This is a genomic window from Bacillus sp. FJAT-29814 (assembly GCF_001510715.1).
Classification (GTDB): domain Bacteria; phylum Bacillota; class Bacilli; order Bacillales; family Cytobacillaceae; genus Neobacillus.
This window is the reverse complement of the sequence record NZ_LMTJ01000002.1, coordinates 649,400-663,149: the sequence shown is the minus strand read 5'-3', so window position 1 is coordinate 663,149 and position 13,750 is coordinate 649,400. Positions and strand designations below refer to the sequence as shown.

Sequence of the window (13,750 nt, the reverse complement as noted above, 5' to 3'; positions counted from 1 at the left end):
AATTCTACTCAAGAATTGCGCTCTATACTTGAATGAACTTATTTTATAAAATTATTAATTAGTTGCTCTGTTGTAAGGATTGTGGCATTCCGGTGGTACCAGGCCCTGTTTTAACAAAGTCTCTTTTTATATGCTTTAATCTGCTAATGCTTCAATTAAAGTATTTGCTTCACCACTAAGAGATCGTTTTGCGTTCGTGGAAATCTGTTTTTGCAATCCTTGATTGTCCATGTGTTTTAGGAAATCTTCGGCACTCTTGATTGCTTGTGATATATGTCCCTTATTAAATTGGTCTTCAGATTGTATAATACTGTTTAAAAGCTGTTGCTTCATTGGACCTTCCAATTCCCCAGAATCCCCAAATTGACTAATGAGCTGTCTAATTAAAGTGTACATGTCCATAACCGAAATGGTAGCAGCATGGGTAGTTTCGGAATAATCCGACTCACCAATATTGTTGGTGGCTGTGACCTTGTAGTAATAATCAGTTCCAGGATGTAAGTTATTGTCGCTGAACATAGTAGTTGTAATCGGTAAAGTGTTAATCTGTTTGTATTCCCCATCAGGTGACTCAGACCGATAGACGTTATAGCTTTCCGCCCCAAATGAGTTATTCCAATTAAGATCAATGGATTTAATCCCGGTTGTCTTAGCTGTCAAAGCTGTTGGTGCCTCTGGACTGTAATTTTCCTTTTCCCAAAGCAATGAATTATAGACTAATCCGGAGATTGGAACTAGATTCGCGATTGGAAAGTTTGAACCTGCAAAACCATTCGGTGGACTGACTACTGGTGAATGTCTTAAATTAGTAAGAATGGTAATGCTCATATTGTAAACAGGGTCAATAATCGTCAAGGTACCGGTCCAGCCTTGGTGTCCATAGGTGCTTCTGCTTGGGCCCCAGTTGAAATAGTAGTATGCTGCAGCATTTTTTGAATGCAGGCGCCAGCCCAATCCGGTTGTTGATGAATCCACCTTCGCAGGATTAGGATCATATGGTGTTGTAAATTCGTCCGCTACTTCTTTTGAGAAAATTTGGGTTCCATTATAGATGCCGCCATTAAGCATAAGCTGTGTCAACACGCCCATATCCCCGAGAGTGGAGAATAATCCCGCATGTCCGGCCACACCAGCCATTGAATACCAAGCCTTTTCGTCATGAACCTCGCCCTGCAGCGTATATTTTCTGATATTAACAGATGACCCGTCTTCCATTCTTCCAAAATTAATATAGCCGTCACGGGTATTTCCATTTAACTCCGTTGCGGCAATTTCCGATTTGGAAAAACCTTTTGTTAACGGATTAAATACAGTGTGGGTTAACCCCAGTTTGTTGTAAATTTCCTTTTCAACATATTCGTCTAACGGTTTGCCGGTAATTTGCTCCACGAGCAGGCCTAAAATCATATAGTCAACATCACTATAAGCATAAGTGGTTCTTGGTGTGTACATTAACGGGGTTTTACAAATCGCATCAATAATTCCGGAACGGTTCGTTGGATCGTTGGTTTGATACCATAACTCGCCGGCGGAATTTTTATTTGGATATTCCGGGTCTGGAATCATGCCGCCATAATGGTGGAGGATATCACGTACAGTCACCGTTTCTTTTCCGGTCCGAGGCGTCTTGTTTAGACCTCCGCTTCCTCCAAGTGTCCATTTACCTGTATATACAGTATAGCTGTCTTTGAAGTTTTCCCAGCCCGGGAATGTGCTGAGAGGCTTGTCAATATCAAGCTTCCCCTCTGAGACGAGCTTCTGGATAGCATAGTTGGTGGCATACATCTTCGAATTGGATGCCAAGTCAAATAACGAATCTACTGTTGCTTTTTCCCACTCTGATTTTGGTAATAGCTTTGCTGATTGGTAGGCTCCATCTACTAACGAAGTATCATATTTTTTCAAATAGCCATATGCCGATTCCTTAACAATTTTTCCATCTTTAACAACAATCACTGCAGCTGCTGGGAAGCCATTTTCGACCTGTTGATTGATATAATCATCAATCTTTGCTAGCTTCTCAGATGAAAAACCAACGTCTTCTGGAGCTTTTGCGTAGGAAATTTGATTATAGGCGGTGTTTTGCTGCTTTAAAATAAACGCATTACGATCAATGTTGAGTGCAGCAACCTGAAATAGCCTTTCAATGTACCCTAACGACAAATAGTATTTATTATTTTCCTTATATCCGTCGACATCACTGAAAACAAGGTCGGTATAGTTATTCAGCATATTCCCGGTAACATTTGAACCAATTCGGTTCGTATTAATATTGATCTCAAAATAATCCCGATCATGGTAAATGGTTAATATGTCAGCGCTTCCAACAGCTGCGCCATCAAACTTGTACGTATTTTTTCCATAATTGTAAGTGAGATTTAGGAGTTCCTTTAAATCTTCAACAGAAACATATCCTTTGTTGTTCTTTTTACTAATTTGTGTTGGGTCTATGAGGAGGGGGTCACTATACACACGAGGGTCGCCATCTTTAAGCCATACTTCAGCTTTTCCATTTTTCGCTTTTACATATCTTATGTCTGCAGGGAAAGTGCTGTCTTCTTTAACCGTAAAGCCAAGGTAAGCATCATCTTGAACATCTGCAAAATTGAATGTCATTTTTAGTCCATAGGAATCGATTGTTTTTTCAGACAAATTTCCTTTAACTTGGTTAAAGGAAAACACCTCGATATCACCCTTGTAGTCTCCACTTTTCTTATGATAGTGAATCGTAAGCTGTGTACTTGTCGCTGCAAAAAAGGAAGAGCCGGCGGGGAAAATAGATAAGATCATAGAAATGATTGTAATCAATGAGACGAACGCCTTTCTTTTCAAAAAAAATTCCACCTCTTTCAAAAATTTTGCACTGATAAACACCAAAAAGATTATTTGCCAATGGAATTGTTAGGAGCATCACCCCTTAGTATGCAAAATAGTCACTCTATTCCGACTATATATAATGTTGTTTCGAAAGGCAATAGAGATTATGAAATTTTATTTCATTCGTTTCGTGTTGCGATGGGATTTTTAGGGGTTAGTCCACCCGTAATCATTCATATAAACCTCACTCATTTGTTGAAAAAATCATCCCCTTTCATTAATAATAATTTTCTCGCTTTTTTGAGAAAAAAGTTATTGACAATAAAAATAAATTTATGATATTATTATAAATTTGATAAAAAATATTAGGTGTGTTAAGCTTATAAAGGTTACAAAGTATGGAGGTGGATTATTTGTTTCAAATTGGCGATAACATTGTTTATCCAATGCACGGAGCAGGTATAATTAATGCCATAGAAGAAAAGGAAATCTCAGGGGAAAAACAACAGTATTATGTCATAAAAATGTTTATCAGTAATATGCAAGTCATGATTCCTACGGTTAAAATATTGAGTTCAAATATACGACCAGTTACTGACATAATGGCATTAAAACACATCATACACATTTTTCAGCATGGAGAATCAGGTCAATTACTACCTTGGAAACAAAGGTATAAAATGAACACGGACAAAATAAAAACAGGTAAAATCCAAGAAGGTGCTGAAGTTGTACGTGATTTAATGCGTATGAAGAAAGAGAAAGCACTTAATACAAGCGAAAAGAAAATGTTGGATCACGCACATGAATTTTTGATGAGTGAACTGAGATTAATTGAAGGAATTACTGAAAATCAAATAGAAAGTTTCTGTTAAGACTAATTATAGATAATATATGACAACTCCCGGATAGATCCTGCATTTTCTGGGCATATGATTATTTTTAAAAGTTAATCATTTCAAAGACATTCAACTTCATCAACTCACTTTTATAACATTAACCTCTTTTTGCATTTCTACAATTTAATCCATTTTAATTATTTAATTTAACGAACGTTTGAAGTTTTATCAAATAACTCGATAAAGTAGTCACTTTTTTGTAATCCTGATTCACACTGGCACGGACAAGGAGCCGTAAGGATGAAAGAGAGGTAGGGCTTTCATTGTTTTAGGCATACAATATATGATCAAAGTCATTACGTAGAAAAGAATGGTTTCCAGACCAGGAAACCATTTTTTTATTATATTAACATTGTGCATTCAATCAAAGAGTTTAGTCCATTATAAAAAATAGTAAACACATAAGAAGGGATTTTTGAGTATGACAACATTTCATGAAATGGGAATTAGTGAGCCCATTCAAAGAGCTATTAGGGATATGGGATTTGAAGCAGCATCTCCTATTCAAGAGAAAGCCATTCCCGTAGCTTTGACGGGGAAGGACATTATTGGTCAAGCACAGACGGGTACAGGAAAGACAGCTGCCTTCGCCATACCGATCTTGGAGAAAGTGGATACGAGCAAAAAATATGTTCAGGCTATAGCCATTGCACCGACAAGAGAGTTAGCTATTCAGGTTTCAGAAGAGATCAATCGGCTGGCAAAATACATGGGTATATCATCTCTTCCCATTTATGGAGGTCAGTCTATAGATCGCCAAATTAAAGCATTAAAAAAGGGACCACACATTATTACGGGAACACCGGGAAGACTTTTGGACCACATTAAACGCAAAACGCTAAAGCTAGACCGCACCTTAGTGGTGGTTTTGGATGAAGCTGATGAAATGCTGGATATGGGCTTTCTGGAGGATATTGAACGAATCCTTAAAGAGACCCCTGAAGAAAAACAAACCTTGCTGTTTTCCGCCACCATGCCCAGACCGATTCAAAGTCTTGCCGAAAGGTTTATGAGGAATCCAGAGTTAGTAAAGATGAAAGCGAAGGAAGTTACCTCTCCAACTGTAAAGCAAATTTATTATGAGGTTAAGGAACGAGATAAATTTGACGTGCTTTGCCGTCTACTAGATGTGGATAACCCAGAATTAGCCGTTATTTTTGGAAGAACAAAAAGACGCGTGGATGAATTAAGTGATGCATTGAATAAAAGAGGGTATCTTGCTGAAGGGTTGCACGGAGATTTAAATCAACGACAGCGAGATGTTGTGATGAATAAATTCCGTGAGGGACACATTGATATTTTAGTTGCGACCGATGTGGCTGCGAGGGGGATTGATGTGTCAGGAGTTACCCACGTCTACAATTTTGACATTCCTCAAGACCCAGAAAGTTATGTTCACCGAATCGGCAGAACAGGTCGAGCAGGTAAGACGGGGTTAGCCATTACATTTGCTACACCAAGAGAAAAGGGACAGATTCACAGTATTGAAAAAGCATCGAAAGGAAAGATCGATCGTAAAACAATACCAACGGTCGCAGAGGCGAGGGAGTCTATACAGCAAGCCGCAGTAGAAAAGATGATTCAATTAGTTGAAGAAGAGCAGTACACACAATTTAAACGTGCAGCAAGCGAATTGCTCGACGAGTTTGATTCAGTCGCATTAGTTTCAGTTGCCTTGAAATTGTTGTCGAAGGAGCAGAGGGATGTTCCCGTTGAGCTAACTTCCGAGACACCGCGTTATGCCAATAGGTCTAAAATAAAGGTACAAGACAAATCAAGGAGAAACTATAAAGGGAAAAGGGAATATGGGGGAAAAAGGGGAAATGGTAAACGGTAAACAGTAAAAGGAAAAAAATACAGGTCTTCAAAAGAAATGATTATGAAATGAATACAAGGAGGATGATATCAGCTATCATCCTTTTTTTGCCCTTTTATAACTACTTACGAGATGGTAGTGGCAGGTTGACTTATTAAAATTAAATTTTATAATAAACTATTAGTATTTAAAATAGGAGCCTCATTCTTATGAATATTTTAATTTTAGGTGCAACCGGACGAGTTGGAAGTCAAATAGTGAGTTTTGCCCTTCATGACAAACATCATGTTACTGTATTAGTTCGCACTCCAGAGAAGTTCCAATTGAAAAATGAAAATTTAACCATTTTACAAGGGAATGTTTTAAATAAAGAGGATGTCGTACGCGCCATGCATGGGATGGATGTCGTGATTAGTGCCCTAAATACTGATGGTACAACCACTCTATCAGAAAGTATGCCACTGATAATCGAAGCAATGGAAAACGAAGGTATAGAACGAATCATAACGATAGGTACCGCGGGTATTCTGCAAAGTAGAACCGCGCCAAATTCACTGCGTTATCAATCAAGGGTATCAAAGCAGAGGTCAACCCGTGCAGCGAAAGAACATCATAAAGTTTACAATATACTTAAAGAATCATCGCTCGAATGGACGATTGTCTGTCCTACGTATTTGCCGGATGGAGAAAGGGTAGGCAACTATCGGGTAGAACGAAACTTTTTGCCCGAGGGAGGAGCGAAGATATCCGTACCGGACACAGCAGAATTTGCCTATAAACAGATAAAAGCAAGCGATTATAAAAAATCACGTGTAGGGATTGCCTACTAATAATTTTCACACTACTTTCATATTGGATTTACCGGTTGTTGAAAAAGATATTGGGAGGGGAGTTGCTATATATCGTATCCTTTAATTGTTGCCACTGTTTTATTAGGGGCAATAACCAGAAGATATGCCATTATAAAAATTATGTATCTTTTCATTAGTTCACACCTCATTTTTTTAGTGTTCCCTAAGATGGTTCCTTATTCCACTAACCTCCCGTTACTTCAAAAAAATGCGTTTCCACTTATCGTAGAAACGCTACCCGTTAATGTACCACTTCACAAAGTTATATCGAAATTAACATATATACATTGAAACTTTTCTTACTCACGTTTCATTTTATATCATATAGAGCACCTCCCAGAACAAAAGGTACTCTATACATACGAATCATTGAACTCCTTGTTATTCTTTTCCGCTAAACTCTAAAATATTTAAACCCTCGGATGCTTCTGGTGCTTCAAAGAATTTAGTAACATGAATAAACACCGCTTCCGTGTCAAAAGCTGCTCTTTCGGGTTGTTCGTTACGCCTTTGTGCAATTTGACGTAAGCATTGCTCGTTATTTAGATTAAGGAAAATTAGTTGATGGCTGGCATTGATCTCTGACGCCATATCCAAAAACCACTTTCGCAGTTTTTGAGTGTTAGCTGGAAAATCCATCACTACATCTGTACCGACACTTAATATGTTTTGGACATGCTTTTTCACCAACGGCTTGAGCTGCACTGAGAATTTTAGATAGTCCTCAAATGATGCAATCTGATTGGGATAAAGAGATGAAAGCCATTCATCCTCAGACAACAGTACCGCATGTTTATCTAACGCCATTTGCTTAGATTTAGTTGACTTTCCAGCGCCCATTTTTCCACAGAAAAAGTATAGCGTCCCCAATTGTTTCATATTTTTCAACCCCCCACGCTTATTTTAGTTTAAACTTTTTACTTCGTTAGTTCCCATAGACCTTTTCCTCTTATTAATATTTAGAAGTTAAGATTTATATCCGATTCACTTATTCTACCAATTTGATTTATATTCCTTCTTTAACAAACCTGCTTTGTTAGTACTCCGGCGATAGCGGGGAGGTTTGAGAAGGTGGGGTGAAGGGTAAAGGAACAAACCTATGATTTGAAAATAGGAAGATATCCTGGTAAACAAATAAATGCCTGTCCCTTTTTTTGCCGTCCTGCATCCCGTTTACAAAGAATGAATAATACATTAATAGTATTTTAATAGTGTCTTAACATCCTTTGAACATCCATTTTATAAGATAAAATAGTATATTTCTAGAATTCAGATATTTTAGTGAGGTGAATGATTCTATTTCAACAATTGATTTCTACAGAAAATAACAATGTGAAGGAGCAAACTTTTTTATGAAAGCAATAGGAAAAAGACTATTATCCATACTGTTGGTAATAGTTGTGATCATGAATGGTTGGGCTGGGGGTGTCTCTGTATATGCGGACAATTCAGCTAATCTAGAAACCGTTGCAGCATGGAATATGACTACTGCAACAGAAATGTCCGCATCCATTCCTGCGACAAGCGGTAAAAATAAAGACAACGCTCTATTTTCTAACTCTCAGGGAGCTGTTCCTACCATTGGTAGCTATGCTGATACAGATTCTGTATACCTTGGTAAATGGGCTGGGGGTATGGATAATAAATATTGGCAAGTTGAACTTTCTACCAAAGGTTACGAACAATTGACAGTAACGGGGAAGGTTTCGTCATCTCCACAAGGGCCAAGAGATTTTAAGGTCATTTACAGCACTGATGGAGACAACTGGAAAGACATAGCGAACAGCAGTTACAGTACAACTACAAGTTATTCTCCTTTAAGTACATTAGCTTTACCAGAAGAAATGCAAGATAAGGATAAAGTATTCCTTCGTTGGATTATGACTTCTAACTATAAAGTAAATGGCGATGATGGTACAACTGCTATGGCAGGTAATACACGTATCAATGATATCGTTATTCAAGGTGTTAAAATTTCTTCAGAGGGTGATATCCCTCCGGTGGAGGATACGCCACCAGTGGATGAAAACCCTCCAGTGGATGAAATTCCCGAAGTGGATGACAGCAGCTATTCATGGAACGTTAACAACGGAGATCTATTTAACGGCCAATTGTTTGTAACAGGAGCATCAAAAAATGGTAACGACAACTTGTCTTTAACGTTAGATGGAAATCCTATTGACGGGATGACGACTGACGGCAATGCTTACCTGGATTTTCGTTCCTCGGGAATACAATCTGAAAGTAACAAATTTAAAAATTCTACATACATTAACGATCAATTCAATTCTTATATTCCTAAGGATGATGTGCAGCAAAGAGTGCCGCTTAACCTAAGCCTCCTGACTCCAGGACAGGTTAATAGCATCAGTATTGTCGTTGGGAATTCAGCTGGGGACTATAATGTTAATGCTGCACCGAATACGACAAATTATGATGACTTTAGTGTGTTTGATTTTTCTATTTCTTTACCAAACGGCGGTAAAATCGTACCTACAGGTGTAAAGTTGTATTATGCAGTGGATCCGGCAATACCTGCATCTCAAAGCAATCAGATAACGGAAGAAGATTATTTGGACACAAATAGATATAGCATGGGTGACGGATTCCCAGGCGGCAGTAATTTATCCCTAGCATACAAGATTGATATTCTGTTCGATCTGACAGCATGGGATAACAAGGTAAAATTATTCTCAGTGGATACAACGTCGCTAGCGGATGGGAATCATACCATTGTGCTATTGGATAACGGCACTCCAGTCAAAACGGCGACCATTACTACGGACAATACAGCTCCGGTGGTCGAGCCTTCTGTCACGGACGGTGCCATAATCCGGTCAACAGACGGTTTAAAAGCATCTATTACAGATGCAACCTCTGGGATTGCATCTACACTGGTTAAACTGGATGGGGCAACCATCTCTTTGCCATATGACTCTGTTTTAACGTCAGGCACCCACACCCTCCTTATTACAGTTACGGATAAGGCAGGCAATGCGACAACTAAAACGGTTAGTTTTGAAGTGGACAGTGCTGAATTAAGTGTGACAAATCCGCAGACTATCAGGGGGGGAAATCATGCAGATCTATTGATTACTCCTAATGTACCTGGTGGTGGAAACGCGGATGTAACTTTTTATAAGGCTGTAAATATTACCGACATCCAAGGTTATTCCAATGTGATGGACAGTACAAATTTTCAAAATAAGAGCTATCCTGGAGAAACTATTCTCGGAGAAAAAGTTGGCGGTTATGTTACAACTACTTCGGAATCAGGCATGCCATATCAAGCCTATGATGTGAATGTAGGGGAAGCTACTGGGAAAGTTGTTCTGTCGTTTACGGGACATACGCAAGGTAGTGAAAAGTTAGCATTGGCAGTTTGGAATCATAAATTAGAAAAATGGGTAAAGGTAACTTCTGGACACGGGTCTAAGGGTTCGGATTTTACATTGACTGCAAAAGTAGATACGGCGGAATTTGTATCGGAAGGCAAGCTTCGGGCAATGATTGTTCCTGAACTTGTATCCAATGGCAGTGACACCATAGGATGGTTCACAGATACGCAATATTATACAGATACAAATTTTTATGCTGCTGATGATACGTACAAAAAAATGACCCAATGGTTGGCAGACCAATATAACCAAAATCATATCGGTTATGTAGCCCATACTGGTGATCTCATTCAATCCGTTGGCAATATGGCACAATGGAAGATTGCAGATGCTGCACATAAACTATTAGATGATGCAAAAGTTCCGAATGGTGTTGTGACTGGAAATCATGACGTGGGGGACTTTACAAATCTAAGGTATGAAACGAGCGGGTATTTCTCCTATTTCGGCGAGGACCGCTATGTAGGGCAACCATGGTATGGCGGAAGTTACAACAATAATACCCATCATTATGACCTCGTGACCATCGGAGGAAAAGACTTGATCATGCTTTACCTAGGGATGGGAGTTGAGGTAACACCTGATACGGTTACATGGGCAAATTCAGTTCTTAAAGAATACAGCAATCGTAGTGCGATTATATTAGTGCACGAGTACCTCGCAACAAATGGCGACTTTGACAAAGCTCAACGTGGTCAGCAGATATTTGAAAAAATGATTGTGCCAAATAATAATGTAGCTCTAGTATTAAGCGGACATAATCCTGGAGTATCTAGAAATACAAGAACAGTCCCTGGTACAACACGTTTTGTACAAGAAATCATGAGTGATTACCAGGATTATAACCGTGGTGGAGATGGTTTTCTTCGCACACTTCAATTGAAAGACGGAAAGTTGATTAATAAAACTTACTCGCCTGTAATGGATAAATATAATGCTTTTTCGCCAGAAGCGGATGACTTTACTGTTAATCTTCCATTACAAAATCCAAACAGAACCATATCTACCGCTTCCTTTACTGCTGGTGTCACAGAAGAGGTGAAAATCGGAAATACAATATCAGTTGAAAGCGGAAATATAGCCGCTACTGTATGGGAGCCATTGGCAAGCGGCGATACAGGTTGGTATGCAGAAGTAACTGCAAATGGAAAAACCCTTGTAACGCAAGTGTATCCTTTATCGGACAACCCTATTAAGGCTGATCCTAATAAGGTGCCGCAACAACTGACGATGCATGTAGGGATAGATGCAGCAACAAGTGTCAATTTCGCTTGGACAAGCAATGAGAAAGTTCAAACGTTATTGAAAGTGAATAAAAAAGGTGAAAGCCAATCAACTATATTTAGTGGAACGAATGCGGCAGGTGCAGGAAACAGATTCTTCCACAAAGTGGAAGTAAACGGATTAACACCTGGTACAGAGTATGAATATACAGCGGGAGCAGGCGCAAACACGCTTACAGGAACATTTAAAACAGCACCTGAAGCAGGGAACAAAGATAGCTTCACATTCAACTATATAGTGGACCCGCAAATTAGTAACGCTGTGAATGCAATAGCAGTAGGAGCCACTTTTAATGAATTGAGCAAGTTAACAGATTCTGCCTTTACTTATATTGGCGGTGACTTGACTGATTCAGCTTCAAATGAGACACAATGGAACTTGTTCTTCAATAACGGCGGAGCCTATCCAACGGCAGGGTCAGATTTCTTGAAAAACAACCTCATTTCTGTCGTTCAAGGGAACCACGACAATGCTACCTTTAACGGTCATATTAACGTACCAAATCAATCAGGCGGAGCGTATGCCTTTGATTACGGTCCAGTAAAATACGTGATGCTTAACACCCAAAATGCTACACAACCAGAATTAAAAGCACAGGAAGTTTTATTACGATCAGAGGTAGCGAAAGCAAAAGAAAATGACCAGTGGATTTTTGTCGGTATGCACAAGGCCATCTACACAGGTGCCAGCCACATAACAGATAACGATATTATCGAATTAAGAAAGTATTGGTCGCCAATTTTTGCGGAATTGGATATTGATGTAGTCATGCAGGGGCATGATCATGTGTTTTCAAGAGGTTTTATTAACGAACAGGGTGTCAATGCAAAACCAGAAATGCTTGATGAAACAACGGCCCTACAGCCAGACAATGTACCATTCTATATGGTCGCTCTTACAGCTGGTGGGTTGAAATGGTATGGTGAAAAGAATTATTCGGTTTCGTCTAATGATCCGCTAGCACCGAATTATCAATTCCTTGATAAAAACTCTGCTAAACCAGCAGGTGATCCGTTAAACCCTCAAGGGCCTCAGAGTGATATCGCAAAAGAGACAGCTTATGTGACGGTAACAGTAGAAGAAGATTCTGTAACCTTTAACACGTATTCGTTCAAGTATGACCAAACTAAAAATGAAATCACAAAATTGCCATACTTGTACGATACTTACACGATAAAGAAAAAGGCAGCAGAAGAGGTTCCAGACAATAACGCACCAACTGCGGATGATGCCTCGTTTACCATTGATGAGAAGACTGCAAATGGCACAGTGGTCGGTGCTGTTAAGGCAAGTGATGCCGATAGAGATGCATTGACCTACAAAATCTTTTCCGGGAACAATGAAGGAACGTTTACCATTAATGAAAAGACCGGAGAAATAATCGTTGCCGATGCATCGCAGTTAAATGCAGCAGCCAAAGCGGTTTACACACTTTCCATTCTGGTAAGTGATGGACAGCATGAGAAAATGGTCACGATCACCATAAATGTTCTCTCTAGTGACGTGCCTCGTCTTCAAAAGGAAGTACTAGTCACTCCTGTAAAAGATGGAGACCGTGCAACCGTTTCTGATGACCAAATCAATCAGCTGGATGAAGATGGAACACTTGTGGTTGAATTAAAGAAGAATCTGGACGAAGTCACAACGATTCAATTTACGGCTGGCCAGCTAGAAACGCTCATCAATCGCCATGCGAAAATTAAAATCGTTAAAGATGATGTGGAGCTTCTGGTAGATGCCGCAAACTTTGCAAAAGGGGAAAACCTTGTGATTAGCATGGAAAGAGTCGCAAAAACCCCTGAAAAGCTTCCTTCATCCAATTTGGCAGTTGGGGCCGTATATGACTTCACGATCAAACAGGTAGATAAAATCATCAGTCATTTTGACCATGAGATTCAGCTTGCTTTCCCTGTAAGTGGAGTCGACCATCCTGAAGCATTAAAAGTTTTTTATTGGAATCCAAATAAAAAGGTCTGGGAATTAATCGGGGGCACATTCGAAAATGGCCAAATTAAAGCCATGACGAAACACTTAAGTACGTATGGAGTCTTCCATCCAAATGATCTAGTAAAAGCAAATCCATCAACAGAAGGCCAAGCACCAGGCACAGAAACAAACATAAAAGCGAATCCTTCAACAGGAGGACAACTGCCAGATACAGCAACAAACATGTATAGCTGGCTGTTTGCAGGAATCATTCTCCTACTCATTGGGGGAACTGTCTTGTTGAAACAAAGATTAAAACAGCAACAATAGGTACCAAGTACGTGCCTGTCACTACCAGTAATTTGTCGAATTCTCCTCGACAGAAATCGGGTGGTGACAGGCACATTTTTTATGTCAATAGATAAATAGTTATGACATAAGGATGTCCTTTAAACAAATAGAGTTTTTGGGGTCAGTCCCCCGATGCTTTAAAGCATTGGGGGACTGACCCCATATTCCTTCGGTTTTTTGATTTAACAATAATTTTCGATAATAGTAGTTAAATGTACAGGTAATTCGATTGTTTTTTTTCATATTCTGTTAGTTGATGGAATCATTCGTTAAAGGAATAATTTCAAGCAAAAAACTGCCACTTAAGTAGGTCCGATGAACCGCATCATAAGTAAATGAAATTACCTGATAAAAAGAAAGGGCCAATTCAACACTATTTCTTGCAGAGGCTCTTTTTTCAGGAAGTAA

The 13,750-nt window shown here is 39.2% G+C and carries 6 protein-coding genes; 4 read left to right on the top strand and 2 right to left on the bottom strand.

Annotation, left to right across the window (positions count from 1 at the left end; genetic code table 11):
• Positions 1-135: 135 nt before the first annotated feature.
• Positions 136-2,832, bottom strand: coding sequence for a penicillin binding protein PBP4B (gene pbp4b / locus AR334_RS07275; protein WP_066307414.1), 2,697 nt, complete (start codon positions 2,830-2,832; stop codon positions 136-138).
• A gap of 398 nt (positions 2,833-3,230) precedes the next feature.
• Here pbp4b and AR334_RS07270 point away from each other — a divergent pair, with 398 nt between their 5' ends.
• The 3 genes from AR334_RS07270 (at position 3,231) to AR334_RS07260 (ending at position 6,362) form a co-directional block, all read left to right on the top strand.
• Positions 3,231-3,692, top strand: coding sequence for a CarD family transcriptional regulator (locus AR334_RS07270; protein WP_172799171.1), 462 nt, complete (start codon positions 3,231-3,233; stop codon positions 3,690-3,692).
• A 445-nt stretch (positions 3,693-4,137) separates the two neighbouring features.
• Positions 4,138-5,553, top strand: a complete 1,416-nt coding sequence (locus tag AR334_RS07265) for a DEAD/DEAH box helicase (RefSeq protein ID WP_066307411.1) — start codon at positions 4,138-4,140, stop codon at positions 5,551-5,553.
• Between the two features lie 188 nt (positions 5,554-5,741).
• A complete protein-coding gene (locus AR334_RS07260; protein WP_066307410.1) occupies positions 5,742-6,362 on the top strand; it encodes an NAD(P)-dependent oxidoreductase in 621 nt (206 codons plus the stop codon).
• Between the two features lie 402 nt (positions 6,363-6,764).
• On the opposite strand, the gene AR334_RS07255 is transcribed toward AR334_RS07260, so the two are convergent.
• Positions 6,765-7,262, bottom strand: coding sequence for an ATP-binding protein (locus AR334_RS07255; RefSeq protein WP_066307408.1), 498 nt, complete (start codon positions 7,260-7,262; stop codon positions 6,765-6,767).
• Between the two features lie 473 nt (positions 7,263-7,735).
• On the opposite strand from AR334_RS07255, the gene AR334_RS07250 reads away from it, so the two are divergent.
• Positions 7,736-13,321 carry a metallophosphoesterase gene (locus tag AR334_RS07250; RefSeq protein WP_066307404.1) on the top strand — a complete coding sequence of 1,862 codons (5,586 nt, stop codon included), beginning with the start codon at positions 7,736-7,738 and terminating at the stop codon, positions 13,319-13,321.
• Positions 13,322-13,750 lie beyond the last annotated feature (429 nt).

Coding starts and splice junctions, on each gene's coding strand:
- AR334_RS07265 (WP_066307411.1), top strand. CDS start 4,138: ATGACAACATTTCATGAAATGGGAATTAGTGAGCCCATTCAAAGAGCT.
- AR334_RS07260 (WP_066307410.1), top strand. CDS start 5,742: ATGAATATTTTAATTTTAGGTGCAACCGGACGAGTTGGAAGTCAAATA.
- AR334_RS07255 (WP_066307408.1), bottom strand. CDS start 7,262: ATGAAACAATTGGGGACGCTATACTTTTTCTGTGGAAAAATGGGCGCT.
- AR334_RS07250 (WP_066307404.1), top strand. CDS start 7,736: ATGAAAGCAATAGGAAAAAGACTATTATCCATACTGTTGGTAATAGTT.